This is a genomic window from Henriciella pelagia (assembly GCF_002088945.1).
GTDB classification, from domain to species: domain Bacteria; phylum Pseudomonadota; class Alphaproteobacteria; order Caulobacterales; family Hyphomonadaceae; genus Henriciella; species Henriciella pelagia.
Genome location: NZ_NCSU01000008.1, coordinates 1 through 25,851, shown reverse-complemented (window position 1 = coordinate 25,851; position 25,851 = coordinate 1). Strand labels below are relative to the sequence as shown.

Below are 25,851 nucleotides of genomic sequence, written 5' to 3'. Positions count from 1 at the left end.
CGTGCCCGGCCGCACTGATCTGCTCTGCGGACAGATTCAGGATGCCCTCGCATGAAATACTATGAAGACGTGGTGCCCGGCACGGTCACCCATAGCCCGCGCAGCTACAAGGTCACGCGTGAGGAGGTCATCGAGTTTGCCTCCAAATATGACCCGCAGCCCTTCCACCTCGATGATGAAGCCGCAAAGAACACCTTCTTCGGCCGTCTCTCGGCGTCGGGCTGGCACACCGCTGCGATGACGATGCGGCTGATGGTCGAGACCATGCAGCACGGCGAGCCGCAGGCCGGTCTCGGCTCTCCCGGCATTGACGAGCTGAAATGGATCAAGCCCGTCTATCCCGGCGACGAAATCCGCATAGAAATGGAAATGCTTTCCAAGCGCCGCATGAAGTCGCGCCCCGATATGGGCCTCACCCGCTCCCAGAACCGTGTCTACAACCAGGATGACGAACTGGTGATGACTTTCATCGGCAATGGCTTGATCCGCGTCAAAAACCCCGACGCCCCGATCGAGGACTAGGCCCGCGTCAGTTCGAACCGTTTGCGATAGGCGTGCGGCGGCGTGCCCACGATTTCGCGAAAGGCCGACCGGAAGGTCTCGACGGAGCCAAAACCAGATTGCGCGGCAACATCGATCAGGCTGAGCTCGGTCTTCTCCAACAGGCCCATGGCCCGGAACACGCGCTCCCGGCGCAGCCATTTGAGCGGCGTTGTGCCCGTTCCGTCCCTGAACCGGCGCAGGAAGGTCCGCTCGCTCATTCCAGCCACGTCAGACATGTCCGAAATCGAAAGCGGCTGGTCGAGACGCTCCCGCGCCCAGTCAAGCACGCCCGAGACCGACTGACCCGACCGCTCCTGGATCGGCGCTTCGATATATTGCGCCTGCCCGCCGTCACGGTGTGGCGGCATGACGAGGCTTCGCGCAATCCGGTTGGCCATCTCGGCCCCATAATCCTTGCGGATGATGTGCAGGCTACAATCCACACCCGCACTCGATCCTGCCGACGTTATGACATCGCCGTCATCGACATAGAGCACATCCTCGACCGTCTCGATCTTCGGGAACTGGCGCTTGAGCTGCCCCAGATCGCGCCAATGGGTGGTTGCCCGCCGTCCATCCAGAATTCCGGCATGCGCCAGCACATAAGCGCCCGTGCAGAATGACACCATCCGCGCACCATTCTTCCGCGCCCCTCTCACCGCTTCAAGCATCGGCTCAGGCGGGCACTCATTCACGTCCCGCCAGGCCGGAATGATGACAGTGTCGGCGCTGGAGACGGCATTATAGCCGTGATCGGGCTGCATCGTCATCCCGCCAATCGTGCGGATCGGCGCGTCAGGACCAGCCACCAGAAAATCATACCAGACCGCATCGATGATCTCAGGGCGCGCCCAGCCGAAAATCTCGGTCGCAATGCCAAACTCGAACGGCCACATCCGGTCATAGGCCATGACGGCGACGCGGTGCTGGCTGTGCGTGGTGTCTGGCATGGCAGGAATTCCCGTTTGGCGAAAACCTACCACATAATGGCATTTCCGCCAATTCAAGCGGGTCTCGCCAATCCCCATTCTCCTGTCAAGGCGCATAGTCGCGCCGGAAAGGACATCGTCATGGAACAGTTTTCCCTCGCCGCCAGCCTTACCGCGCTGGCCATCGCAACCGCTTCAGCATTTCAGCCATCGGACCTGCCCCCTCACGCCCCCGGCCCGGCAAATATGGCGCGCGACAAGACAGCACTCGCACTCGCCCACATCGAACGCGGTGAGAAAAACGAAGCGCGGGATGCCCTCGAAGAGGCCCTGCGCGCCGATGCCAGCTACGAGCCTGCTATCCTCCTCATGCAGGATTACCGGTATCGCGGTCCGCAAGCGAAATAACGCTCAGGCCTCGTCCACCCGCGTCAGCCAGAAGGCACCGCGGTCGCCCTCGCAGCCACATTTTACGGGGTCGATGCAGGGCATGGTCCATAGCCCTTCATATTGCCTCCCGTCCGGCCTGGCTTCGCCCGAACAGTGAAATGGCGCACGCTTCAGCGCGCCTTCCTGCATGTGCACGTCAAGCAGCGCCTGCGTGCCCGTCAGCTCGCCTTCTATGTCAGTCGGCACGCGCATGATCTCGGTGGTACCGTTCAGATAGGCCATGCTGGAGCGCCCACTGAAGAAAGCCCCTATCCGGACGAAATCCACGACGGCCTTGAAGTCGATGACCGTATTCATCGACTTCATCCGATAGGCGAGATGCAGCTCCCACCGGCCAGCCGCTTCGGGCTCGGCATCGGCAAGCCCGACCAGCGCGTCAGGGCGCGTCAGCGTATCGGCAGGACTGTCAGCGATCGATCCGTCTCCAATAACCTCAAACGCGCGCCGGGCGCGCATGAGAAGACCTAGCCTGCACAGTCATTGATGGCGGCCCGGTGCGTCTTGCCCAGGGCGTTGGACACCTGCAGCGCGCTGCCCGGCGTGTCGGCGAGGACCACATCGACCACCTCGTCCCAGCGCTCAACCAGCGACAGTGCCGGATCAGTCTCGTTCAGGTAATAGCTCGCCATCTCGGCATAGGTGTCGGCATCTTCGGTCGAAGACCGGAAAGCTTCCGTCCCGCAGGCGCACACTTCGGCGCTGTAGCTGGGCATCATGTCCACGCACAGCGCGGTGATCGGATCATCCGTCGAGGCTGTTTCGGCTGGGGCAGCTATCTCTGCTGATACTTCGCCGGCCGGGGCTTCGACGCTTGCATCCGGCCCCGTCGTTTCGTTGGCCGGCTCCCCCGCCGAACAGGCCGCCATGAGCACCCCCGCCAGCAGCACCACTCCGGAAACAGTTCTCATCGCGTCCTCCCTAGGATTGAAAGAACGAGACTAAGCCGCGAATGCGAAGATGCAAACTCAGGCGGAAACTGCCTAGGGCCGCAGCAGCTCGTTGATGCCGGTCTTAGACCGCGTGCGCTCATCCACCGTCTTGATGATCACCGCGCAATAGAGGCTCGGTCCGCCCTTCGGGTCCGGCATGGAGCCGGGCACAATCACCGAATAGGCCGGCACTTCGCCCATCACCACTTCACCTGTCTCGCGATAGACAATCTTGGTCGACTGGCTGAGGAAGGTCCCCATGGCGAGCACCGAGCCTTCGCGCACAATGACGCCCTCGGCCACTTCGGCCCGCGCGCCAATGAAGCAATTGTCCTCGATGATGGTCGGATTGGCCTGCAGCGGCTCCAGCACGCCGCCAATGCCTGCGCCGCCTGAGAGGTGCACATTCTTGCCAATCTGCGCGCAGGAGCCGACCGTCGCCCAGGTGTCGACCATGGTGCCTTCATCGACATAGGCGCCGATGTTCACGAAAGACGGCATCAGCACGACACCGGACGCAATGAACGAGCCGCGCCGCGCCACCGCATTCGGTACGGCGCGCAGGCCTGACGCCGCGAAATCATCCGCGCTCCAGCCATCGAACTTGCTCGCCACCTTGTCCCACCAGGTCGAACCGTCTGGACCGCCCTTGATCGGGCCGTTGGCATTGAGGCGGAAGGAGAGCAGCACGGCCTTCTTCAGCCACTGGTTCACGATCCAGTTGCCATCCGCGCCCTTTTCAGCCACGCGCGCCTTGCCGGAATCGAGCATGGCCAGCGCTTCCTCGACCGCGTCGCGCACCTCACCCTTCGTGTCGGTCGACACGCTGGCGCGGTCGTCCCAGGCCTGATTGATGATTGGTTCGAGATTGGCGGTCATGAGGCGCGCTCCGGTGTTCTGAGGTTCGAATATCGCGCCCGTATAGGCGACAAGTCTGGCGAGGTCATCCCCGCAAAGGAAGATCAATCGGCACTCGATGCTGCTGCCATTCGGAAGAACGTGCCAAGGAAGACAAAGAAGATCACGATATGTGCGAGAAACACCCAGAGCAGGTAGATCACGATGACCTCGATCGACGGCGTCACGTACAGCCCGAGCGCGGACAGGAGCAGTGTGATGACCATGGAGATATAGCCCAACATCACCAGCAGGATGATGAAGGGCGTCGGCGCCTTTCGCCGCGTCCGGCGGTAGATGTAGAACAAGAGGTAAGGCGAGGTGAAACCGGCAAAGGCATAGACGGTCCATTTCAGCGCGACACTGTCAGGCAGGGCGCTGTAGGCGAGACCGAGCGCCGCCATGGCAAGAAATACATGAGACAGGCCGACTTCGACCAGGAACCGGACGACAAGATACTGATAGGGCGGCATGGGCTTGCCGAGGGTCTGGCGCAGCGTAGCCACCACAGTCATGAACGCCACGGCCCCGAGCATGATCTCTATATAGAGCTCAAGAAAGTCCCCATACAGATCCACCGTCCACCCTACTCATTGCCACGTCATGCTGGAAGCCTAGACCAGATGGGCCCGCCCGACCAGCCAGGCGGCTATTCCGGCCCGCGCACTCAGGCTGCCCTGACCGGCGTCACCTGTCTTGGCAGCTCAAGCACGGCCCCGCCAATCGAGACGGCCAGTTGCGGCGCAACCGTGTTGAAGTCCGTATTGCGCGACTGGAACAGCTCCGGCGACATCACCTCGAATGTCCACTCATACGGCATGTCACGGATCATCTCGGCGACCATGGGAAGCGTGCTGCCACCGCCCGTCGGCAGGATTTCGACCACCTGCTGGCCGCCTCCGGATGCCGCGATATTCCGCGCCCAGTCCACGGCCGGCGCAACCGCCTGATAGAAGGTCTCCGCCAGACGCCGCGAAAAGCCACGCACATGCTGGTCGGCGAGGAATTCATCCAGCGTCAGTTCGACAAACTGGTCGCCCATTTCCGGCATGATCCGGCCCTCTGCAAACAGCGACTCCTTCAGCTCGCGCTGTTGCGCCCGGATCATCGACATCGCCCCACGCGCCGCCGGATCGTCCGGCAAGAGGCCCGCCTTGTACATCAGGATACGGCGCAGCTGCATGTCGAGATAGTCGCCCGCCTCGCGCAGCACCGTCGCGCTGCCATCGATCTCGGCAACCACATTGCGCCCGGCCACACCGGTGGTAAACGCGGCAAAGTCTGAGGTGCCGCCGCCAATATCGGCGACCACAACCACCCGCCGCCGTGTCGGGCGGATAGACGCCGCAGCGACAGCCGTCGCTTCCGGCACGGTCGCGGTACCCTGCGCCGAAATCTCGAAAATCTTCTCGTCCGGGAAGTCCGACGTGTCGGGTATGGCGGCAAATGCCTCCATGACGACGTCATGCTCCACGCCCTCTTCGGAGATCAGCGCATCGCCCAGCCGGTCGACAAGGATGAAGGCATGGCGCACCAGCTCACGCAGCATCTGTTCGCCCCATTGCGCCCGGTCACGCTTCCAGGCCGGACGCGTGATACGGCACAAAGGCGGCCAGGACAGGTTCTGCTCGCCCGCGGCCTGCTCGGCCCGGCGCAGAAGGTAAGCCAGAAACAGCGTGATCAGCTGCTTGGCCGTATACTGTCCGGTCGGGTCGATCTCTGCCGGCAATTTGTCATCCAGCGCGTCGAGCGCATGCGTCGAGAGATACTGCTTGGGCGAGGAAAACGCCACGCGCCCGCGCCGTTCATTGCGCCGCGCCGACGTCTCGGCCTTCTTTCCGAACCGCACCGATGCCTCATCCACGAAAAGCAGCGACGGCAGCAGGTATGGATTGTGAGACTGGTCCTTGCCGATGGCCAGCGGGTGGATGCACTGCTCATCAAGATCTGCCAGCTGCTCGGAATCGACGATGGACACCTTGGAATAGGCCGTCCCGAAATCGATACACCCGATGCGCGTCACGTCACGCGCAGCCAATAGTCTCTTGATCCAGCTTGCAGCCATGCGTCCCTCTGCTTCTACCTGCCTAATCCAATGGCGCCGCGAGTCCCCGAAGGATGACGAGCTCTTCGCCATCCCTCACGCGGATTATGGGCTGTTTCATGACGATGGCGTCCTCGCCGTCATCCATGTCATCTGTCGCCTCGAAATAGACCGGGTCGAAGGCCACGGTCTCGTTACGTTTGTGTAGGGTTTCGAGCCCGCGCTTTCGCGCTGCCATGCGCAGATTCTGGAACACATTTTCCGCCGCCAGCGAGACCTGTTTCATCGCCGCCTCATTCTGCCCGTCCAGCGCTTTCTCCAGCGCCCCGAAGCGGCCATCAAAGGCCGGCATGGACTGAAGCGCCATGGCGAGCAGCTTCTCGCTCTCGCTCCACGCCGCTTCGGCCATCAGGTCCTGTCCCGCCGATTCCGGAATGTCCTCAGGCGGCGCCGTATCGCGCTTTGTGGCGGGTTTGCTGGCCTTGCCGGTAAAGAACGCCTTCAGCGCCTCTCCATCTGCGCCGACCCGCTCGCGGACGCCTTCCAGCAACGCATTCATCGCGCCGAGCTTCATCGCGGCCTGCGGCACATCCATCGGAAAATCGCTGGCAAGAAAATCCCATCCCCTGACCGTCAGCTCATGCGTGAAGGGGGACTTTGTCGTCTTCACCAGGCCAAGATTGCCCAGCCGCCCGCGATGCCAGGCCGTCATGCGAAGCCCGTAGCGCGCGCCGAGGTCGGCCGCCTCCTTCAGGGGTCCGCCAGCCGCCATCAGCGCGACCAGAACGCCTCGTTCGACGGGTGTCAGATCTGCCACAGACTATACCTTGCTCGCTCATACCGGGTCTGGCGCGGCGCATCGCACCGGCCAAAGCGAGTACATTCTGCGGATTCGCAGGCCAGCAGCAAGACGGTGATGTCGGTGGCAAGGGGCCGCACCACTTACGACCCGCCACTCCATGAAGCGATCCGCCGGTTCACCGACACGCTGGAGCCCGATACCGCAGCGGGCCAATCCAACAACTTCAACTACAAACCCATTGCCTACGACATCATTCCTCGGCAGGCAGCGGGCTGAGAAACGCAAGAACCTGTCGGATGAACCCCGTCAGGTCATCGGTGAGATAGTCCACATGCGGATGGGCCGCGTCATTCAGCCCGGCGGGCCTTGCCTCGACCGGTTCATGGCTCCAGTCCTTGCCCGACCGCACGAGGACTGTCGCAAACCCCATCTCATGCGCCGGCTTCAGGTTGCGCTCAAGGTCCTCAAAGAAGACCGCCCGGCCCGGGTCGATCTCATGCGCATCGCAGAAGGCGTCATAGGCCGCCTGTGACGGTTTGGGGTGAAAGCCCGCATCCTCAATGCCGAACATGCCGTGGAAATGGTGGTGAAGCTCCATATGTTTCGTCACCCGTTCGGCATGCCCGCGAGACCCATTGGTGTAGACAATCTTGCGGCCCGGCAGCGCCGCAATCGCGTCGCAGAGGCTCGGCAGCGGCGGGATGGGTGACAGGTCGATCTCATGCACATGCGCCAGGAACTCGGCAGGGTCCATGCCATGCATGGTCATCAAGCCCTTCAGCGTGGTGCCATGCTCGGCATAATACTGCTTCTGGAGCGCCCGCGCTTCGGCCCGGTCCATGCCGAGGAAGCGCGCGACAAAATCGGTCATGCGCTGGTCGATCTGGGCAAACAGGTCACACTCTGCCGGATACAGCGTATTATCGAGATCGAAGACCCAGGTATCGCGGCCTTCAATGCGGCTCATTTCGAGGGCAGGAAGGGTCAAGAATCGGCCTCGGCAAAGTCTCGTTCGAAGAATTCGTACATCAGGCGGCGGTTTTCCGCCGGCGGCGTCGCCTTGAACAGCCCCGTGCGGTAGGCTGACGCCTCGCAATCCTTGCGCCCGAGGATCGCGAACCGCACCCGCGCCACGCAGAACGGATCGGCCGCATTCTTCAGCGTCCGCAGCTTCCCGTCCTCTTCCATCTCGGCAAAAACGAAATGCTCCGCCGTCAGCAGCGGCTCATCGATGACACGCGCGCAGCCTCCCGATTCCAGCATCCACCAGCCGCGGCTTTCCCAGCCCTCGCCGCGACGGCGCGCAATCGCGGACCAGATGCGGTTGCGCGTGCGATTACACAGGGTCATGCCGATATTGCGGCCCCGCTCCTGCGCGATCTGCTCCAGCACGTCGATCAGGTCATCGTCCGAGGTTTCCGCCGGCAGATTGTTCTGCGACAGGAATTCGCCAATAGCGGTGCGGGTCTTGCGCCCGATATTGCCGTCAATATTGCCATTGAAGACGCCCGCATCGGCGAGCAGGCGCTGCACGCCAGCCGCCGCAGACTCAGCCGCGCTGAAGTCTTCGGTCTCGGTAAAACTTGTGCGCCAGCTCGACTTGTTCTCAACCAGCACAGGCCTGAAGTCGCGCGGCTCAAGCCCCATGGCCGAACAGTCCTGAGGGCTCTCGACAGAGAAACTGCCAGACGAGTCCACACAGAGCGGGAAGTCCCCGCCCCAGATCTTGCGTCCGCCGCGATGCGCCGTCGATGAGCGCCCGAAAAGATAGTGCACTCCGGGCTTCAGCTCGCCGGCCAGCGCCAGTTCGCACGCGCCCGGCCTCAGCCGTTTCCAGCCATCCACGACAACGCCCTGGCCCTCATAACGGGCGACCGCCGCCTCGATCACATAGGAGGTCCGGTTGCACAGCGTCCAGCCTTGCTGGCGCGCCTGCGCCTCGGCGGGTCCACTGCCCAGTCCGGTCAGCCCGGCCAGCAGCCAGAGCCCCAGTCCTGCAAAAATGGATCTAGAGAACAATCGTACCTGCGCCATGTTCGGTAAACAGCTCCATGAGCAGGGCATGCTTTGCCCGGCCGTCCAGAATGACAGCCCCTCCGACGCCATTCTTGACCGCTCCGGCAGCTGTTTCAAGCTTCGGTATCATTCCACCTGAAACTGTCCCGTCAGCGATCAGCGCCGGGATGTCATCGGCCTTGATTTCACGCAGCAATTCGCCGGCCTTGTCCTTCACGCCCACAACATCGGTCAGCAGCAGCAGGCGGCTCGCCCCCAGCGCTTCGGCAATTGCGCCCGCCGCCGTGTCCGCATTGACATTGTAGCGCTTGCCCTCGCCATCGAAGCCGACCGGCGCGATGACCGGGATGAAGTCGTGATCATAGTCGGTGAGCAGGTTCAGCACTGACACATCGACCGCTTCCGGTTCACCGACAAACCCAAGATCGATCACCTGTTCGACATGGCTGTCAGGGTCTTTCGTCGTCCGCGTCGCGCGCTTCACACGCATCAAATCAGCGTCCGAGCCCGACAGCCCGACCGCCTTGCCGCCCGCCTTGTTGATGGCGCGGACGATGGATTTGTTGATCGGGCCGGACAGCACCATCTCGACCACTTCCATGGTCGCATCATCGGTCACGCGAAGTCCATCGCGAAACTCCGACTGAATACCGAGCCGCCCCAGGAGGCTCGCAATCTGCGGCCCGCCGCCATGCACCACAACCGGGTTCACCCCCATATGCTTCAACAGCACGACATCGCGGGCAAACGCTTGCGACAGCGCCTCGTCCACCATCGCATGGCCACCATATTTGATGACCACGGTCTTGTTGTCATAGCGCTGGATATAAGGCAGCGCCTCGGAAAGCGTTGCCGCCGTAAACTGGCCGGGAATGGGGGTCGTATCACTCATGGGGACGGCGTGTAGCGGGTTTTGCGAAGCGGGGGAAGCCAGGCCAATTTCGACCCATCGGCTTGATGTCCCCGCCTGGTCTGACCAATATGCCGCCATTGGAAGGGGGGGATCGATGAAAAGCTGGATTAAATCACTACTGCTGCCTGCGGCCCTCCTGCTGACGGGCTGTTTCGAAATTGAGCCGAAGCGCTCCCAGCAGGTGCTCGGCTTTCTGCAATTTGCCTATGGTGCACCTGTCGCCCCCTTCCCCTCGGGCCTCTACCGCGAAGCTGCGGGCGAATATTACCTTATCGAACAGGACCTCGACGCCAGGATCGCGATCTACAACATCCACAGGTCTGACGCATCCGGCACCCCAGTCACCACCGGGGCAAAGGGTGACGCTGCAATAATATTCAAGTTCCGTGACCTGGGTCATCTCATGGTTCACTATGGTGCGGAGATCACGCTCCACTGGCTGATCTTCCATCCGGACGACAAGATGATCGAAGTCCGGGAGCTGGCATGCGACATGCTCACAATGGCCCAGCGCGACGAGCTTGGCTTTGACCGCCACGGCGACACATGCAAGCCGAAGGATGGCGCAAATGCGGCCTTGGCAGCGCTTTATGCCATGCAGCAATTCGATTCCTCGAAGGGCAAGATATGGCGACTGAAACCGGTCTCCCAAGTGACCGCTGCCCCGGCACGGCCAGGCCTCGGCACCACTGAAAGCGAAGAAGACACAGCACCGTCTTCGCCGCCTCCGCTTCCCTCTGAGACCGTCGCTGCCCAGAAGCCTGCACCGGACGCGGTTTTCCTGAACATCCTCAAAGGCAGCACCATCTATCTCAACGCCCCCGACGCCTCTCCGCCCTCCTGGGAGGAAATCGAGCTCAAGGAGGACGGCTCCCTCCTCACGACCACGGTCTGGCCGGAACCGGATGGCAATGAGCGTTCATTCAAGGCTGGGGATGGTGTCTGGACTATGCGTGGGCGGCGTCTGTGCGTTACTCGGATTGCTGGCGAGGACTGCTTCATACTTAGCGTCTCCGCAGGCAAGCTGAACGCCACTCGCCCACGAAACTCAAGGCCCGCCTTTACCGACATCCGCTCCCGCCCGGCGAAACACCCTGCCAAGACGCTTGCACTGCCAGGCCTTCAAGACATCGACTAGTCGCCCCTTTTCCAGGCTGTACAACACATCCTCATCCTGAGTTGTGCACATTGACGAACGGCGCACTGCGCCCGTCGCGCAGGATAAGCAGAAAAACCTTCGCCTTCCCCGCCCTTGCCATCGCCAGCTGCTTTGCCGCCTGAAACCTTGCCGCGCCGTCAGCCAGGCCGCCTTGCCAGCACGAACCCCACCGCCATAAGCGCCAGTCCAGCGAGGCGCATCGCTGAGATTTTCACCTCGATGGCGCCGAACCATCCGAAATGATCAACCAGAGCGGCGGAGACAAGCTGCCCGATCAGCACCAGCATCACTGCCGTCCCGACGCCAATGCGCGGTGCCGCGACCGTGATCGATAGGATGTAGAAGACGACCACCAGCCCCGCGACGCCGAGCCAGGCTTTCGGGTGCGTGACGAGATCGGGCGAAACCCCACCCCATCCAGCCGCAATGGCGAGCGAGACGATCAGCGCCGCCCCAAACAGCAAGATGGCCGACTGGGCCGGGCCGACCGCGGCACCAAGCGATGCATTCGCCGCAGCCATGAGCGGGATGCCAAAGCCGGCCAGCAACATCGCCGCTGATAGCGCAAGCGTATTGCTCACCTGCCGGTCGCTTCGTCTCGCGCCGCATTGGCGCGGTGCACGGTCGTCGGAAGTCCGCCAAAGCCCCAATTCTCCAGCTCCACCTCATCAATCACGATGTGTGTCGTCTGAGGGTTCTTGTTCAGCACACGCACGAGCAGGTCCGTGACGCCCTTGATGAGCTCGGCCTTCTGTTCGGCCGTGACGCCTTCGCGCGTCACCTTGATATTCACATAGGGCATCGGCCCCTCCTGTTCAGTTCGGTCTGATCTCGAAGACCTTGGAGATGATCTGCCAGCGCCCATCTGTGCGCACGAGGCTCAGGAAGTCGGTGAAGTCACGCGCCCCGATGGAGCAGCGCACCCGCGCATGGGCCGTATTGGCTCCGGCAAGATCGATGGCATCAATACTGTCCCGCCGGGTTTCATTGCGACTCGCGGGCGATTCCCGCGCGTCCACGACCGGGAAATACTCTTCCATCGTACGGTGGAGCAGCGCTTCGCCATCATCCGCCGTGGCGTAGATGGCGCGTGGGTGAAACACCCGCGCAAGCCGGTCAGTATCGCAATGATAAAGCCCGTCGAAATAGTCCTGCAGGACCTGTTCGATGTCGGCGAGAGCGCTCATGCCGGCACAAGCCCCTCGGCCCGCAGCGCCTTGATGACCGATGGCCGCGCACCGATTTTCGCATGATACGCCATCAGCTTCGGCCAGGCATCGAGCGGCTGCTTGATAAAGCCGGTCCAGTTGAGGATCACGAAGGCATAGGCGTCGGCCACGGTGAAATCCACGCCCGTGAGATAGGCCCTGTCGCCCAGCCAGGCTTCAAGCTGCGACAGCTTGGTGTTCAGCGTCTCCTTGTCCGCATCACCGGCTGAACCACGAAAGAATGGCCCGAACGCCTTGTGCAGCTCACTGCCGAGGAAGGACAGCATCTCGATGACCCGCGCGCGGGCAAGACCGGAGGATGGCAGCAAGGTCTCATGGCCTTCGCCGAGATAGGTCAGGATGGCGATATTTTCGGTCAGCACATCGCCACTATCGAGCTTCAGCGCCGGCACATAGCCGCGCGGATTGATCTTGCTGTAATCCTCGCCGCTGGCCGTCACGCCATTCTTGGTATCGGCCTTCTCCAGCGCCGCGTCCGCGCCGATTTCGTTGAGAATGATGTGCGACGACATCGAGCATGCGCCCGGCATGTAATAGAGCTTCATGGGGAGGGGTCCTTCCTGGTCAGGTGTAAGGGACCGAAGACATGGCGGCAGCAGTTTCCATTGACAACCTGGTTTCTAATGGTAACCAACGGAAACGGGTTACCCCGGAGAAACCAGGTTTCACGACATGCCCCTTCCCATGCGCAAGAACAAAGGTGCCCCCCTGCCCGGCCCGTGCTCCCTTACCCAGTGCATGGCCGTGATTTCAGGGGCGTGGGCGCCGAACGTCATCTGGAGCCTGCGGGCAGGTGCCCGTCGGTTCAGCGAACTGCGCGCCGACGTCCCGCCTGTCTCGGCCAAGGTCCTCTCCACCCGGCTGCAGGAGCTTGAGGCGCGCGGCGTCCTCATCCGCAATGTCATGCCCACCTCGCCGCCCTCTGTCGAATACAGCCTGACAGATCTCGGCCGAGAGCTCATCCCGGCGCTGGAGGCGATCGTCGAAGTTGGCCACAAACTGAAGCAACGCCAGGGGCTTGCCAGCACGCCGTGAGAGACCAGCGCCAGACCATCCCGCCCGGCGCCCACCCACGAATACTTCCGGCCCAGAATATACACGAATCCGACACAGAAGTGCGTTGAAATTGTTACATAATTTCAATTCGTTCATCTTTGTGTCCCGTCAATGATCCGTCACACGGAAATGCTAGTCGCCCCTCGCCTAACAGGGGAGCGACCTATGGCAGATTCGACCATTCAGAAACCTGGTGCCGCATTCGACGATAGCGAGAATTACGGCTCCAACCCGTCCGGCAACCGCCGGTTCTCAGACGTGTTGTCCGCCGTGTCATCGTCACGCCGCCATGTGCTTCGCGGCGGCCTTCTCGGCGCCGCAGCAGGCTTCCTCGCGCCGTCCATGGCGCATGCCCACAAGGGCAGGAAGGATGATGATGATCGCCGCGGCAAGGGCCATGGCCGCCGCGACAAGCTGATCGACTTTGAAGACGTCACCATCGCGCAGGCCACGGCCGACCAGTCCATGCCGACCATTTCCAGCGACTATGAATACCAGGCCTTCATCCCGTGGGGCACGCCCATTGAGCCGGGCGTTGTCGCCGAATATGCCGGCGACCCTTCGACCCGCCCGACCCCGGAAGAAGCCGCCCTCCAGGTCGGTATCGGCCATGACGGCATGCATTTCTTTCCGGAGCGCTCGGCCCATCACAAATATGGCAAGGGCAGCTCGTGCCATAAGGGCATGCTCGCCGTGAACCATGAGTATGGCGGCAACCAGCACGTGCTCGGCAAGCCGTCCCCGACCTCCCTCACCGATGTCCGCCTGATGCAGAACGTCATGGGCGTTTCCGTCATCGCCATCGAGAAGCGCTACCGCTCCTGGGAAGTTGTCGCCAGCCCGAATACCCGCCGCATCACCGCCAACACGCCGATGGCCTTCTCCGGCCCGGTCGCAGGCTCCGAATATCTCGACAATCCGGCCGGCAACATCCCGCTCGGCACGATCAACAATTGCGGGTCCGGCGCGACGCCCTGGGGCACTTACCTCACCTGCGAAGAAAACTTCAACGGCTATTTCGGCACCAATAATCCGGCCTGGTCCCCCAGCGCCTCGCAGGCCCGCTACGGCTTTGCAGCGGGCGGCTTCGGCTATGACTGGCACAGCTTCGACAAGCGTTTCGACCTTGGCGACGAAGACTATGCCAATGAGTGCAACCGCTTCGGCTGGATCGTCGAGATCGACCCCTACGATGCCACGCAGATGCCGGTGAAACGCACCGCCCTCGGCCGCTTCAAGCATGAAGCCATCGCCATTGGCGAGTGCCGCAATGGCCGTATCGCCGCTTATATGGGCGACGACCAGGCGGACGATTATTGCTACAGATACGTCTCCGACAAATCCTGGAAACAGGCCATCGCAGACGGCGAAAGCCCGCTCGACCACGGCACACTCTATGTCGCCCGCTTCAATAGCGACTTCACCGGCGAGTGGCTTGAGCTCTCGATCGACAATCCGGCCCTTGCCGGACACTTTGCGAGCCAGGCGGAGCTGCTGGTCAACACACGCCTTGCCGCAGACATTGTCGGCGCTACGCCGATGGACCGCCCGGAATGGACCACGGTCGCCCGCGACGGCTCGGTCTTCTGGACGCTGACCAACAATTCCGGGCGCACCGCGCCAAATGCTGCAAACCCGCAAGCCCCGAACAGCGACGGGCACATCATCCGGACGAAGGATACAGATGACTTCCTCGGTGACAGCTTCACCTGGGAGATCTTCCTCCTCGCTTCTTCGACCCGCGGCACGCCCGGCGTCTTCACCGATCCCGACGCCGCCTTTGTCGACCCGGAAGGCCGTCTCTTCATCGGCACCGATGGCGGACAGCCTGACGGCCTGCAGGACCAGGTCGTCGTGCTCGACACCAGCGAGGATGACCCGAAGCCGCGCCGCCTCCTCGTCGGTGTGCGCAATGACGAGCTGACCGGCTGGGCCCACACGCCGGACTACAGGACCGCTTTCGTCAACGTCCAGCATCCGGGCGATGGCAATCCGGCCCTGACCAGCTTCCCCGCGCCCTTCAACGGCACAACGATCCCGCGCGATGCGACCCTCATCATCACGCGCAAGGATAACGGTGTGGTCGGTTCCTGATCGCCCTTCAGGCCCTCCCCCCCGGCCACTTCGCGAAAGGCGGCGTTCAGAAGAGCGCCGCCTTTTTTCTGCCCGTCATTTGCCGGCCGCGCCGTGAAGACCATATCGCCTTCCATGCATTAGACCCCTGCCTCTGCCCCAATCCCCGCCATGGAGCCCCCGATGATCCGCGCCTTCACGCTCGCCGCCGCAACGGCCGCCGCCCTGTCTGCCTGTTCCAGCCAGCCGGATTACCGCGCAGAAACCGCCCCGCCGCCCACGGTCGCCAGTGTCGATCTCGAGAAATATACCGGCCTCTGGCATGAGATTGCGCGCTATCCGAACCGTTTCGAGGAAGGCTGCACCAACACCACCGCCGAATACTCGATCCGGGAGGATGGCAAGGTCTCCGTTATCAATAGCTGCACCCTCGAAGACACAGGCGAGACGAACCGCGCCGAAGGCGTCGCGACCCCGGTCGAGGGTTCGAACAATTCAAAACTCAAAGTGAAGTTCGCCCCGGAATGGGTCCCGTTCGCCTCCGGCGATTACTGGATCCTCCACCTCGAACCAGATTATTCAGCCGCCCTCGTCGGCTCCCCCGACGGCAAATACCTCTGGATCCTCGCCCGCGAGAAGAACCCCGGCGAAGCCCTCATCGAAAAGATCAAACTGCGCGCCGAGGAGTTGGGGTACGAGACCGACCCGCTAATGTTTGCGGGGTGACTAGCTTCGATCCTTGACGCCCTCATCCTGAGCGAAGTCGAAGGACGAGGGCGCACTGCGGAGATTTTCTCAGCAACCAAAGGCCCGCATTAGAATTTCGGCGCCACCCTGCTTTTCGATTTTAGACATTTCAGAAACTATCCGGCGACACATATTTAGTTGAAGCTGCCTCAGTGTAGTGTTGAATGTATCCCAATCCTCACAGAAGCCGTATGCTCCGCGATAGTTCCGGATGAGATTGTTTGCCTTGTTCGCCGAGATAAGAATCCAGTTCTTCTGATTGCGCCGATTGTCGAAATCGAAGTTACAGGACTCTATGACCGATCTTTCAATCCTGACTTTTGACGAAGCGGGAATGCGGAAAACTATTGGGCCGTCTGTTGAACGAACCAGCTGAACTCCTAAAAACTCAAAGTTCTCATGTGGTCCGACAAGCAATGTTTTTGGCTTTTCCGGCGGTTGCCCCATTTCGTGGACCGTTAAGCCTCTCGCAACGACCGCTTCCCTGTAACTATCAAAGCTCTTGAGGACTTCAGTCTTCTTCGGACCGAAGAACAACATGTCGTCCACATAACGATGAAATCCACCAACGACTTTCGTATCTAAGTCCATCAGAAACAAAAATGCGAACATCGGAGACAACGGCATTCCCTGACGAATGCCCGTGCCTTTGCTGAGCCCTGCCTTTTGGAAAATCGCCTTCTCGTCAATTGAACGTTGGGCTGTTTCGCACCTAACAGCGGCGAACATGAGTGGATGTAACGATCTGAATCGAACCCGCTTCTTGATTACAGCGTTCATGGCTGACCGATCGATTGTATCGAAATACTTCGATAGATCTGCGCGCACTACAAAGTCACTCTTGTTAATGGCGCGCTTGATCACTTTCAGCGAGCTTTGAACCCCATCTCCTGTACCTTGCAAGGAGCTAAAACTTCTCGGCGTCTGCCATTGTTTTCCATACTTTTCTGCCAAGAAGCGCACCAAAACTTTTTGGACGAACCGGTCGCGAATTGTAGGAACGTTGATCAGTCGGATATTGCCGTCGCTTTTTGGGATCGCAATCGGGCGCAGCTTTTGGAAGCTATAAGCGCCATATCGAATTCTATCCGAAATATCCTCGATTTGCTGACCGATGGAATTTGCAAAGTCAGCTCGAGAGACACCATCCACGCCTGCCAATGTACTTCTGGAGAAGGAACTTTTGTGTTCATCCCACGCGTTGGCCAAATTCTTCTTTGAATAAAGTTGATGGAGCGCGTTCATGCTTACCGGTCAGCGGGAATTGCGTACAGCGCCAAGGTAAGGTGAGGCCTCAACAACCCAAGATCGCTGATCCAACAAACGACATCGTCGAATGTCACGGACTTGCGCCTGGGCTGTGCGGCCGAAGGACTTGCAGTTTGCCACCTCTCAGATTCGGTGAGAACCCAATCGCGAGCGATGCTTACTTTAACGCCTCCGGCAATCTCAATTTTAGAGCGATTGAAAGCCCAGCGCAATGCCCCTCGCAAACAAAGAACAAAACATGAACAATCTTTTGCCCGCGCCCTACCTTGGGCGGCTCGCCGTTCTGAAAATTGGTACATGGCCTTCATCCCTATTGCTGTACATCGGGCCAAGTGACCCACAATCCTCCACTTCAACAACCCAAGATCGCTGATCCAACAAACGACATCGTCGAATGTCACGGAATTGCGCCTGGGCTGTGCGGCCGAAGGACTTGCAGGTCGCCAACTCTCAGATTCGGTGAGAACCCAATTCGTTCGCAAAGGTAGAATGATACAGAACCGGAAAGCCGTCAATGTTCTTGTTTCATTCCTGCTCAATTTTCATCCCCCTCCCCGCGCGCCCGTTGCATACTCCCTCGCATGATCGACTGGCAGACCATCTGCAAATGCCACCAGATCGTGCCGGTCCGATACTGGCCGGTGCTGTGGTTCTATCTGGCCTGTCTGCGGCTCACGCTTGATGAGGCGTGGGCGGATGGCTGTGATGGCCTTGTCTGGTCCCTGAAGCCCAATGGCGTCATCTACATCAAATATTGCGGAGAGACCGCGGCCGAGCGCGCCGCGCGCGCCAGCCTGTCGCCGGAGTTTGACCGCGCGCCCTGGACGCGCCTCGCCCCGCCGGATCTCGGCCCGCTTTCAGCGCTCTTTTCCGGTGAACCGGGCATCGGCCCGCAACCGGCCTGCTTCCGGCCTGTTATCGAGCGGCTTTCGGCCTCTTTCTGGCCGCCCCCAACCGCCTCGCCCCTCGCGCCCGGTCCGCCCCCCTGAGGCGGTTGAGACGCTTGGGGTTCTTGAGCCCTTTCAGGCCCTTCAGGTCCCTGCACCCCCGCCTCCTACCTGCCACGCCCAGCCCTGCCCTACTCTAAGTGAGTGATCGCTTACTCCAAAAATGACACGCCGCCGCGCTCCACCAAGGGAGTCCGCGGCCGCCCGGGCTGCGCGCCGAAGCGCTGGCGGTTCAGGCCGGGCCGCTCATCTCTGCGGATCAGGCGCGAGACAGGCTGGCTGGATCGAACAGCACCTCGCCATCCTCCCCGACGACCTTGCTGGCGGGCCGCTGGTCGAGCAGGCCCAGCACCGTCCGGCTCGGCCGGCAGAGCTTCACACCTTTCGCCGAACAGACGATGGGCCGGTTCACGAGCACAGGGTACGCCAGCATCGCCTCCAGCAGGGCTTCATCGCCCACCCCGTCTTCGAGCAGGCCAAGCTCCGCTGCTGGCGATTTTGTCTCCCGCAGCGCGGCGCGCACCGATAGCCCCGCCGCCGCAAACAGGCCGAGCAGCTGCGCCCGCGTCCAGCCAGTTTCCAGATACGCGATGACGCTGTGCGCCTCCCCGCTCGCCTCGATGAGCCGCAGGACATTCCGTGACGTCCCACACTCCGGATTGTGATGAATGACGATCATGCCCCACTCTCCGGAAAGCGCCCCCGCGTCCGGTTCGCAACCGCCACCAGCGACAGCATTACCGGCACCTCGACAAGCACGCCGACCACGGTTGCGAGCGCCGCGCCGGAGGTCAGCCCGAACAGGCTGATCGCCACCGCCACGGCAAGCTCGAAGAAGTTCGACGTTCCGATCAGGGCGCAGGGCGCCGCAATCGCATGCGGCACTTTCAGCGCCCAGGCCGCGCCATAGGCGACCGCGAAGATCGCATAGGACTGGATCAGGATCGGCACGGCAATCAGCGCGATGACCAGCGGCCGCTTCAGGATGACATCGCCCTGAAAGCCGAACAGCAGCACCACGGTCAGAAGCAGGCCGATCACCGAGGCCGGCTTCACCGCGCCAATGAACCCGTCGACGCCAGCCTGTCCGCCCCTCGCCATCAGCAGGCTGCGCGCCGCGATCCCGGCGACCAGCGGCACCACGACATAGAGCCCGACCGACAGGAGCAGTGTCTCCCAAGGCACGGCGAGGTCGGTGATGCCCAGCAGCAGCGCCACGATGGGCGCGAAGGCGAAGACCATGATCGCATCATTCACGCTGACCTGTACCAGCGTATAGTTCGGGTCTCCCCTGGTCAGCTGCGACCAGATGAAGACCATGGCCGTACACGGCGCCGCGCCAAGCAGGATCAGCCCCGCCAGATACCCTTCGGCATCCTCGGGCGGGATCAGTCCGGCAAACACATAACGGAAGAACAGCACGCCCAGCGCCGCCATGCTGAACGGCTTGATCAGCCAGTTCACAATAAGCGTGATGAAGAGCCCCTTCGGCTTCTCGCCGACGCGCCGCAGGCTGGCAAAGTCCACGCCGATCATCATCGGCCAGACCATCGCCCAGATCAGCACCGCGACAGCAAAGTTCACATTGGCGTATTCGAGCCCCGCCAACGCGCCGAAGACGCCCGGCACCACCTGGCCAAGCCCGATGCCGGCGATGATCGCAAGCGCGACCCACGCCGAAAGATAGCGTTCAAAAACACCCATGAATTCAGCCCCGCTCGAGCCCTAGCAGCAGCCGCCGGACGGCTTGGCTGGCTCGGCCGGTTCAGACGGCACACAGCACGCCGCCTGCGGCATGCCGGTCGGCGTCAGGGCAAGCCGCCCGCCTTCCGCCTCGGCCCCGCCGCCATAGGTCGCCGCCTCGCCATGCGTGAGGAACACCTCCCAGGAGACCCCCGCCGGGTCGGTCACCCAGCTTTTCTCCGACGACGCATAGCAGCACACCGTCTCGCCCTCCTCCAGCACCGGTGCATCCGCCTTCGACAGCTGACCATACACCTCCGTCAGCTCCTCAGCCGTCTCGACCTGGATGCCAAGATGCTCCACCCCTGCCGGCGCGCCGCGCTGGCTGATGGCAAGGTTCACGCGCGGATCATCCAGCATCCATTTGGCATAGTCCGGCTTGGTCACCACCGGTTCGGCGGCAAACAGCGTGGAATAGAAGCGCGTCGCCTCGGCAAGGTCATCGACGGCGATATGGACGTGAAGGCGTTTCATGGGAGGCTCCGTTTCTTGTCTCAGCAAATGGGGGTTTCAGGGGCGCAGCAGCGGCTCGCAGCCATCTCGACTGGCCCGGCCACGGCGCGCTCGCCCGCGCAGCAATCCTCCATCAGCCAGACGACAAGTTCACTGACGGCATCGAAGCGCACCGAATAGATGATGGACCGGCCCTCGCGCATACCTTCGATCAGACCGGCCTGCGAGAGGATGTTCAGCTGCGCCGACAGCGTATTGGCCGGCACGCCCAGCGCATCGGCAATCGCCCCGGCAGCCATGCCGGACCGCCCCGCCCTGACCAGCAGCCGGAACACCTCCAGCCGCCGCTCCTGCGCCAGCGCCGACAAGGCTTCAATCGCGGTTTTCGTTTCCATATTTCCAATATCGTGGAATTGTGGAAACGAGTCAAGACTACGAGCGCAAGGCGGAATTTGCCGCGTCATCCGGGCCTCATGGGCGGTTCTGCGACGCCTTCATCCATGAGCGTCTTCATCCATGAGCGTCGCTGTACGCACCCGAGCCGCAATCTGACCGGCCAGCCCCCGGCGGGCGCAATGTGGCCAGGGGTTGCGCGATTGTCGCTTCTCCCGAATTCGCTACCGACACTGCGCGCGACGTGCTACTAAGGCGCATGAAAATTCATCGAGGAGCGCAGCATGCCCCATGATCACGCCAGAGCGGTGCCCCTGAAGCCCGGCGCCTCGGCTCCGGCTGAGGGACCGAACGCTTATAGCAGCCTCTTCGACCATAGTCTTGATTGTGTGAAGCTGATCGACCGCGATGGCCGGCTGATGCGGATCAACCAATGCGGATGCACCGCTCTTGAAATTTGCGATCCAGCTGACGCGGTCGGAAAATCCTATTTCGAATTCTGGTCCGGAACGGACGCCAAGAATGCCCGCGCCGCTGCAGAGGAGGCGGCCCGGACGGGGGCCGCCCGGTTTACAGGAACGTACATTCAGCCATCCGGCAAGTTCAGTGTCTGGGATGAAGTCCTGACATCGATACGCTCTGCCAGCGGAGACCTGACCGGCTATCTCATCATTTCGCGCGACATCACCGAGCTGACAAAGGGGCTGAACCAGCATGACGCCCTGGCCCGGCTGGGCGCGCTTGCACTCGGCGATGGCGAGTTCGACGATTTTCTTCAGACTCTGACTGAGACATTGTCGGATGTGCTCAACTGCCCGCTGGCCAAAGTGCTGCAATTTGCCGACGAAGGCGACCATCTGAACCTGAAGGCCGGAGTTGGCTGGAACCCCGGCCTGGTCGGAAAGGCCCAGGTTGGCGTGGATCGCGATTCCCAGGCGGGCTACACGCTCATGGTCAATCGGCCGGTGATTGTCGCTGATCTGGAAACCGAAGAGCGGTTCTCCGGCCCCTTATTGCTGCGCCAGCACAAGGTGCGCAGCGGGCTGAGCGTAGTCATTCCCGGTGAGGAATCCCGGCCATTCGGAGTCCTCGGCGTGCACGCGCAGGGGCTGCTCCAGTTCACGCGTATGGATGCCGATTTCCTCCAGTCGGTTGCTCACCTGATTTCGGCCCGCTGGCGCCAGCATTGCGCCAGGCGTGACCAGCTCATCCTGATGCGGGAAATGTCTCACCGGTCGGGAAACCTGTTGCAGGTGGCCGATTCCATCTTTCGTCAGTCCCTGAGGTTCACCTCCGACATCGAAGCGGTGAAACAGAATTACTCAGCCCGGTTGGGCAGCATGGCGCGCTCGTCAATGGCGCTCGCAAAAAGCGGCTGGTCCAAGATCAGTCTGCACACGCTGGCCTCAGAGACGCTGAGCCCGTTCGGGGACGCTATCCAGGTGTCCGGACGGGATATCGTCGTCGAAGGCGAACTGGCCTTTGATCTCAGCATGATCTGGCACGAACTGGCGACCAATTCGGCCAAGTATGGCGCGCTGAAATCGCTTGAGGGCGAAGTGCGGCTGTCCTGGTCCGTCGTAAGGCACGCCGAGGGTCAGGTGCTGGAAATTGAGTGGCACGATACGTCTCCGCCATGCAGCGACACTACCGGCGGCGGTTTCGGCAGCCGACTGATCAGGCAGCTGGTTGAACTGAAGCGGAAGGGCACGATCGAGATCGTCGAAACGCCTCACTATGCCTGCAAGCTGTCTGTTCCCCTGCTGAAAGGGAAAGACTGACAGACGCCGGCTGGTGCCGCGGGCTCCAGTCGCGCGCATGCTGCAACCGCTGCGCACGGGCCTGACGCTCAGGCCGGTCCCGCCCGTCGGGATCATCGAGTCTCAATGTCAGATTTTCCCTCTCAGGAAATATGGCAAGCTCGCCGTGATCAATACCTGCACCCTCGAAGATACGGGCAAGACAAAGCGCGCCAAAGGCGTCGCGACCCCGGTCGAAGGCACCAACAATTCAAAGCTCAAAGTGAAATTCGCGCCCGAATGGGTCCCGTTCGCCTCCGGCGACTACTGGATCCTGCACCTCGAACCGGACTATAGCGCCGCCCTCGTCGGCTCCCCCGACGGCAAATACCTCTGGATCCTCGCCCGCAACAAAACCCCCGGCGACGCGCTTCTCGAAAAGATCAAACTGCGCGCTGAAGAATTGGGGTACGAGACAGAGCCGCTTTTGTTTGCGGGGTGAATCACTATTTGCACGATCGTCGAAAGCTATATGTGAATCTATTCAATCAGGCTCAGTTCATATTCTGCGTGACCCAACTTGGTGTGCGCTTCTATGATCTGCTTCTCCGCCTCTCGCCGCTGACCTCGATTTTCCGAACTCGCTAATCGATTGGCAAAGATCACAGAATTCTCCAAAAGCGCCAAGCATTCCTCAAGCCGGTCATCCAACCTCCTGCACTGGGTGGGAGCCACCGGTCGATCAGCCCATAATCCAAGAGCGAACTTGGCATCATCTATTAGCGATTGAGCCTCAAAACTATCGTCGTCTCTGGCCGCGTCTGAATGTTTGATGAGAACATGTTTCAACTTGAACATCCGAGATCTGACAAAATCGACGTACTCCGCTTTCGTTGCGCGGAGGTCTTGGACAAGCGAAGCGAGTTGGTCGAAATTTTCATTCCACTCAATGATCAAGCCTTCACCGTCGTCTTCTCCAATGGCGCTTAACTTGTCTTTTTCGTCGAGCTTTGGATCAACCCAAGTAGCTTTGGCCAAATAGCCAATAAAGTTACGATGTTCCTCAGTTGGATAAATAAAAACAGTTACAATCCCAGCTTCCGACTTTGAATGAGTTTTTCTAGATTGTTCATTTCGATAGTACTGACTCGCGCGCGCTTCGCTCGTCAGCTGATATATCAGTTGCCTTACCTCCGTTTTCGTCCATGGGCGCTCGCTGATGACTAACGAAACATAGTAAGCTACTCGCCGGACTGCGCCCGTGCTGAAGTCTTCCTCATCGAACAGTTGATAGGCCGTCTTCGAAAAAATTGGCGTTGCGATGTCTGCAAATTTTGCAACGCTGCTGGCATCGATCCTCTGAGAAAACGGCACTCGGACTTTGAAACTTTCTCCGGCGGCAATTGCATTATTGCCTGTCAGTAGCGTCCAGAAACATTGCTCTTCCCACGGATCGACTATTATACCGATGACCGGCAATGAGTGTTCGCTCCAATAGCGATGATGCTGGGCACTGAACCGGAAAATGAAGTGTGCCTCTTCACGTTCACGGAAATAGCTATCCCCACACTTTATCTGTACCGATATTAGTCGGCCTGTTGGACGCCCGTCCTTAACAATTTCTATTTCTGCGTCGATGCCGTGATCCTGCGTTGGCTTCTCTCTAAATATAAGCCCGATCTTTCCCGTCTTAAATCGAGCCAGCGCCACGCCAATGTCAGAAAGTATGCCAGAGGGAATATTAGATTGAGTCTCGTTCATAAGATCATCTTACAGACAAAAACCTCAACTGATGATAGGCAAATTTTCAATCTATCCCCCTCCCCCCGAGCCCGTTGCATACTCCCTCGCATGCTCGACTGGCCGACCATCTGCAAATGCCACCAGCTTGTGCCGGTGCAATACTGGCCGGTGCTGTGGTTCTATCTTGCCTGCCTGCGGCTTACGCTGGCTGAGGCGTGGGCGGATGGCTGTGACGGCCTTGTCTGGTCGCTGAAGCCCAATGGTGTCATCTACATCAAATATTGCGGAGAGACCGCGGCCGAGCGCGCCGCGCGCGCCAGCCTGTCACCAGAATTCGACCGCACCCCCTGGACGCGCCTCGCCCCGCCTGATCTTGGCGCGCTTGCGGCACTCTTTTCCGGTGCGCCGGACATTGCACGGCATCTGGACGGGTTCTGGACGGTTCTCACACCATGTCCGGTCGCCTCGCACAGCCTCCTGCCACCCTGAACCTCAGCCCTCCCGCATAGGCCCTCATTCTGAGCTATGTCGAAGGAGGAGGGCGCAGATGACCATTATTCAGCTGAGCTCGCCGCGCTCCCCCGGAGCCTGCGGCCGCTGGCGCAGCCATCATCGCCGTCCTAGTCCAGAGCCCGCATCATGAACACGGAATGCGGGTCCCTCACATAGCCTTCGAATGGGCCGCAATAGTCGAAGCCGTGGCGCTCATAGAGCCGCCGGGCCGGCGCGAAGGCGGGCTGTGCGCCGGTTTCCAGCATCAGCCGCGAATAATACCGGCTCCGCGCCTCTGTCATGATGTGCTTCAGCATCGCCTGGCCCAGCCCGGCCCCGCGAAACTGCGCCACCGTATGCATCGACTTGATCTCGCCCGACCGCCCGTCCGACAGCACCTTCAGCGCCCCGCAGCCGACCAGCTTGTCACCGTCCCGCATCTCCCAGACCGTCATTTCTGGCCTCTTCAGCCCGTCGATCAGCAGCGCATGCGAGCTTTCCGGCGGCGAGGTCTCCAGCATCAGCGCCTTGTGCGCGGCAATCAGCTCGCGAAAATCCTTCCGGTCGAGGTCTGCAGTCTGGATGCTAAGGGGCATGTCCGGGCGATTTTCGTCGAGAGCCCGGCGTCTGGCAAGCCATGAATGGGGCGCACTGCGTTTATTCAATCCTCGTTCATCTGGCAGTCAGACGGGCTTTGTTAACCCTTGTTTCATGACAGGAAATCCCACACGGAGGCCGCCCATGACCCAAGCGCGCAAACCAAGGCTTGTTCGCTGGTGCGCCGGTGCCGGCCTGATTGGCGCAGCGCTGCTGGCAAGCGGCTGCACGACCTATGGCTATGACAGCTACTACACCTCGGGTGGCTACTACTCGGATGGCTACTATTCCGACGGCTACTATTCCGGCGACCCCTACTATCATGGCGACAGCTATTACGGCGCCGACTATTATTATGGCGGGGATGGCTACTATTACGGCAATACCGGCTATTACGACCGGACGGGGATCTTCTTCACCTACTCGCCAACCTATGTGACCGGCTATTCAGGCTCCTATTATCGCCACAACCGCAACCGCTATCTCGAGTTGCGCAATCGTCACCGTCACCATCGCGGCGACCGGCATGCCGGCTATCGTGACCATCGGCGCGACGGCGACCGCGGTGATCGCCATCGGAGGCGGGACGATGACCGGCGTGACCGCGACCACGGACGCCGGGGCGATGATGGCCAGCACCATGCCAATCGTGGTGATGGCGGACGCGGGAACTGGCAGGGCCGACGCG

General features: G+C 61.0%; 33 protein-coding genes. 12 read left to right on the top strand and 21 right to left on the bottom strand.

Annotation, left to right across the window (positions count from 1 at the left end; all coding sequences use genetic code 11):
- Positions 1-51: 51 nt before the first annotated feature.
- Positions 52-522: a MaoC family dehydratase gene (locus B8746_RS08175; protein ID WP_084393208.1), complete on the top strand. Its 471-nt coding sequence runs from the start codon at positions 52-54 to the stop codon at positions 520-522.
- Here the strand turns inward: B8746_RS08175 and B8746_RS08170 are convergent.
- On the bottom strand, positions 519-1,493 hold the full coding sequence (locus B8746_RS08170; protein ID WP_084393207.1) for a helix-turn-helix domain-containing protein: 975 nt from the start codon (positions 1,491-1,493) through the stop codon (positions 519-521). The two genes, B8746_RS08175 and B8746_RS08170, sit on opposite strands and share 4 nt — an antisense overlap.
- Before the next feature lie 120 nt (positions 1,494-1,613).
- Here B8746_RS08170 and B8746_RS08165 point away from each other — a divergent pair, with 120 nt between their 5' ends.
- Positions 1,614-1,880 (top strand): hypothetical protein, encoded by a 267-nt coding sequence (locus tag B8746_RS08165; protein WP_143434558.1) that lies wholly within the window; start codon positions 1,614-1,616, stop codon positions 1,878-1,880.
- Positions 1,881-1,883: 3 nt separating this feature from the next.
- Here B8746_RS08165 and B8746_RS08160 read toward each other — a convergent pair whose 3' ends face one another.
- From B8746_RS08160 to B8746_RS08135, 6 genes are all read right to left on the bottom strand, one after another.
- The gene (locus B8746_RS08160; RefSeq protein WP_084393205.1) at positions 1,884-2,378 is read right to left on the bottom strand and encodes a hypothetical protein; all 495 of its coding nucleotides are present in this window, start codon (positions 2,376-2,378) and stop codon (positions 1,884-1,886) included.
- Between the two features lie 8 nt (positions 2,379-2,386).
- Complete coding sequence (locus B8746_RS08155) at positions 2,387-2,830, bottom strand: hypothetical protein (RefSeq protein WP_143434557.1); 444 nt, start codon at positions 2,828-2,830, stop codon at positions 2,387-2,389.
- A gap of 72 nt (positions 2,831-2,902) precedes the next feature.
- Positions 2,903-3,730: a 2,3,4,5-tetrahydropyridine-2,6-dicarboxylate N-succinyltransferase gene (gene dapD, locus B8746_RS08150; RefSeq protein ID WP_084393381.1), complete on the bottom strand. Its 828-nt coding sequence runs from the start codon at positions 3,728-3,730 to the stop codon at positions 2,903-2,905.
- A gap of 83 nt (positions 3,731-3,813) precedes the next feature.
- Complete coding sequence (locus B8746_RS08145) at positions 3,814-4,326, bottom strand: hypothetical protein (RefSeq protein ID WP_084393203.1); 513 nt, start codon at positions 4,324-4,326, stop codon at positions 3,814-3,816.
- A gap of 89 nt (positions 4,327-4,415) precedes the next feature.
- Positions 4,416-5,813, bottom strand: coding sequence for an Hsp70 family protein (locus B8746_RS08140; RefSeq protein ID WP_143434556.1), 1,398 nt, complete (start codon positions 5,811-5,813; stop codon positions 4,416-4,418).
- A 22-nt stretch (positions 5,814-5,835) separates the two neighbouring features.
- Positions 5,836-6,609 (bottom strand): hypothetical protein, encoded by a 774-nt coding sequence (locus B8746_RS08135; RefSeq protein WP_084393201.1) that lies wholly within the window; start codon positions 6,607-6,609, stop codon positions 5,836-5,838.
- Positions 6,610-6,708: 99 nt separating this feature from the next.
- Here B8746_RS08135 and B8746_RS17110 point away from each other — a divergent pair, with 99 nt between their 5' ends.
- Complete coding sequence (locus B8746_RS17110; protein WP_158084568.1) at positions 6,709-6,870, top strand: hypothetical protein; 162 nt, start codon at positions 6,709-6,711, stop codon at positions 6,868-6,870.
- Here B8746_RS17110 and B8746_RS08130 read toward each other — a convergent pair.
- From B8746_RS08130 to argB, 3 genes are read right to left on the bottom strand one after another with little or no spacing between them, the layout of a single operon-like run.
- Positions 6,845-7,582, bottom strand: a complete 738-nt coding sequence (locus B8746_RS08130; protein WP_233124088.1) for a pyrimidine 5'-nucleotidase — start codon at positions 7,580-7,582, stop codon at positions 6,845-6,847. The genes B8746_RS17110 and B8746_RS08130 overlap by 26 nt on opposite strands.
- Complete coding sequence (locus tag B8746_RS08125; RefSeq protein ID WP_233124085.1) at positions 7,579-8,613, bottom strand: DUF1036 domain-containing protein; 1,035 nt, start codon at positions 8,611-8,613, stop codon at positions 7,579-7,581. Before B8746_RS08125 ends, B8746_RS08130 begins: the two co-directional genes overlap by 4 nt.
- Positions 8,603-9,502 (bottom strand): acetylglutamate kinase, encoded by a 900-nt coding sequence (gene argB, locus B8746_RS08120; RefSeq protein ID WP_084393199.1) that lies wholly within the window; start codon positions 9,500-9,502, stop codon positions 8,603-8,605. The genes B8746_RS08125 and argB overlap by 11 nt, the downstream gene beginning before the upstream one ends.
- A gap of 115 nt (positions 9,503-9,617) precedes the next feature.
- Here argB and B8746_RS08115 point away from each other — a divergent pair, with 115 nt between their 5' ends.
- The gene (locus B8746_RS08115) at positions 9,618-10,661 is read left to right on the top strand and encodes a hypothetical protein (protein WP_084393198.1); all 1,044 of its coding nucleotides are present in this window, start codon (positions 9,618-9,620) and stop codon (positions 10,659-10,661) included.
- Positions 10,662-10,819: 158 nt separating this feature from the next.
- Here the strand turns inward: B8746_RS08115 and B8746_RS08110 are convergent, their stop codons facing one another.
- Genes B8746_RS08110 through B8746_RS08095 form a run of 4 tightly spaced genes read right to left on the bottom strand, consistent with a single transcriptional unit; the run spans position 10,820 to position 12,456 of the window.
- Positions 10,820-11,263 (bottom strand): DMT family transporter, encoded by a 444-nt coding sequence (locus B8746_RS08110; RefSeq protein WP_233124083.1) that lies wholly within the window; start codon positions 11,261-11,263, stop codon positions 10,820-10,822.
- Positions 11,260-11,484, bottom strand: coding sequence for a tautomerase family protein (locus tag B8746_RS08105; RefSeq protein ID WP_084393196.1), 225 nt, complete (start codon positions 11,482-11,484; stop codon positions 11,260-11,262). Before B8746_RS08105 ends, B8746_RS08110 begins: the two co-directional genes overlap by 4 nt.
- Before the next feature lie 13 nt (positions 11,485-11,497).
- Positions 11,498-11,869: a nuclear transport factor 2 family protein gene (locus B8746_RS08100; protein WP_084393195.1), complete on the bottom strand. Its 372-nt coding sequence runs from the start codon at positions 11,867-11,869 to the stop codon at positions 11,498-11,500.
- Entirely contained in the window at positions 11,866-12,456 is a 591-nt protein-coding gene (locus B8746_RS08095) for a glutathione binding-like protein (RefSeq protein ID WP_084393194.1), read from the bottom strand. Before B8746_RS08095 ends, B8746_RS08100 begins: the two co-directional genes overlap by 4 nt.
- 127 nt (positions 12,457-12,583) lie before the next feature.
- Between B8746_RS08095 and B8746_RS08090 the strand changes: the two genes are divergently transcribed.
- The 3 genes from B8746_RS08090 (at position 12,584) to B8746_RS08080 (ending at position 15,766) form a co-directional block, all read left to right on the top strand.
- Positions 12,584-12,946, top strand: a complete 363-nt coding sequence (locus B8746_RS08090) for a winged helix-turn-helix transcriptional regulator (RefSeq protein ID WP_084393193.1) — start codon at positions 12,584-12,586, stop codon at positions 12,944-12,946.
- Positions 12,947-13,132: 186 nt separating this feature from the next.
- Positions 13,133-15,061 carry a PhoX family protein gene (locus tag B8746_RS08085; RefSeq protein WP_084393192.1) on the top strand — a complete coding sequence of 643 codons (1,929 nt, stop codon included), beginning with the start codon at positions 13,133-13,135 and terminating at the stop codon, positions 15,059-15,061.
- Positions 15,062-15,223: 162 nt separating this feature from the next.
- A complete protein-coding gene (locus tag B8746_RS08080) occupies positions 15,224-15,766 on the top strand; it encodes a lipocalin family protein (RefSeq protein WP_084393191.1) in 543 nt (180 codons plus the stop codon).
- A 69-nt stretch (positions 15,767-15,835) separates the two neighbouring features.
- On the opposite strand, the gene B8746_RS08075 is transcribed toward B8746_RS08080, so the two are convergent.
- Entirely contained in the window at positions 15,836-17,032 is a 1,197-nt protein-coding gene (locus tag B8746_RS08075; protein WP_084393190.1) for a reverse transcriptase domain-containing protein, read from the bottom strand.
- 605 nt (positions 17,033-17,637) lie between these two features.
- On the opposite strand from B8746_RS08075, the gene B8746_RS08070 reads away from it, so the two are divergent.
- Positions 17,638-18,045: a hypothetical protein gene (locus tag B8746_RS08070; protein WP_084393189.1), complete on the top strand. Its 408-nt coding sequence runs from the start codon at positions 17,638-17,640 to the stop codon at positions 18,043-18,045.
- Between the two features lie 217 nt (positions 18,046-18,262).
- Here B8746_RS08070 and B8746_RS08065 read toward each other — a convergent pair whose 3' ends face one another.
- Genes B8746_RS08065 through B8746_RS08050 form a run of 4 tightly spaced genes read right to left on the bottom strand, consistent with a single transcriptional unit; the run spans position 18,263 to position 20,594 of the window.
- Entirely contained in the window at positions 18,263-18,682 is a 420-nt protein-coding gene (locus B8746_RS08065) for an arsenate reductase family protein (RefSeq protein WP_084393188.1), read from the bottom strand.
- A complete protein-coding gene (gene arsB, locus B8746_RS08060) occupies positions 18,679-19,707 on the bottom strand; it encodes an ACR3 family arsenite efflux transporter (protein ID WP_084393187.1) in 1,029 nt (342 codons plus the stop codon). The genes B8746_RS08065 and arsB overlap by 4 nt, the downstream gene beginning before the upstream one ends.
- A 21-nt stretch (positions 19,708-19,728) precedes the next feature.
- Positions 19,729-20,220, bottom strand: a complete 492-nt coding sequence (locus B8746_RS08055; RefSeq protein WP_084393186.1) for an ArsI/CadI family heavy metal resistance metalloenzyme — start codon at positions 20,218-20,220, stop codon at positions 19,729-19,731.
- 20 nt (positions 20,221-20,240) lie between these two features.
- Complete coding sequence (locus tag B8746_RS08050; RefSeq protein ID WP_084393185.1) at positions 20,241-20,594, bottom strand: ArsR/SmtB family transcription factor; 354 nt, start codon at positions 20,592-20,594, stop codon at positions 20,241-20,243.
- Positions 20,595-20,876: 282 nt separating this feature from the next.
- On the opposite strand from B8746_RS08050, the gene B8746_RS08045 reads away from it, so the two are divergent.
- Both B8746_RS08045 and B8746_RS08040 read left to right on the top strand, forming a co-directional pair.
- Positions 20,877-22,373, top strand: a complete 1,497-nt coding sequence (locus tag B8746_RS08045) for a PAS domain-containing protein (RefSeq protein WP_084393184.1) — start codon at positions 20,877-20,879, stop codon at positions 22,371-22,373.
- 37 nt (positions 22,374-22,410) lie between these two features.
- Positions 22,411-22,833 (top strand): lipocalin family protein, encoded by a 423-nt coding sequence (locus tag B8746_RS08040; RefSeq protein WP_084393379.1) that lies wholly within the window; start codon positions 22,411-22,413, stop codon positions 22,831-22,833.
- A gap of 38 nt (positions 22,834-22,871) precedes the next feature.
- On the opposite strand, the gene B8746_RS08035 is transcribed toward B8746_RS08040, so the two are convergent.
- Positions 22,872-24,092 (bottom strand): DUF4365 domain-containing protein, encoded by a 1,221-nt coding sequence (locus tag B8746_RS08035; protein WP_084393183.1) that lies wholly within the window; start codon positions 24,090-24,092, stop codon positions 22,872-22,874.
- Positions 24,093-24,182: 90 nt separating this feature from the next.
- Between B8746_RS08035 and B8746_RS08030 the strand changes: the two genes are divergently transcribed.
- Positions 24,183-24,563: a hypothetical protein gene (locus tag B8746_RS08030; RefSeq protein ID WP_084393182.1), complete on the top strand. Its 381-nt coding sequence runs from the start codon at positions 24,183-24,185 to the stop codon at positions 24,561-24,563.
- A gap of 131 nt (positions 24,564-24,694) precedes the next feature.
- Here B8746_RS08030 and B8746_RS08025 read toward each other — a convergent pair whose 3' ends face one another.
- On the bottom strand, positions 24,695-25,162 hold the full coding sequence (locus B8746_RS08025) for a GNAT family N-acetyltransferase (RefSeq protein WP_084393378.1): 468 nt from the start codon (positions 25,160-25,162) through the stop codon (positions 24,695-24,697).
- Positions 25,163-25,307: 145 nt separating this feature from the next.
- Between B8746_RS08025 and B8746_RS08020 the strand changes: the two genes are divergently transcribed.
- The coding region (locus tag B8746_RS08020; protein WP_084393181.1) for a hypothetical protein at positions 25,308-25,851 on the top strand (544 nt) is incomplete at its 3' end.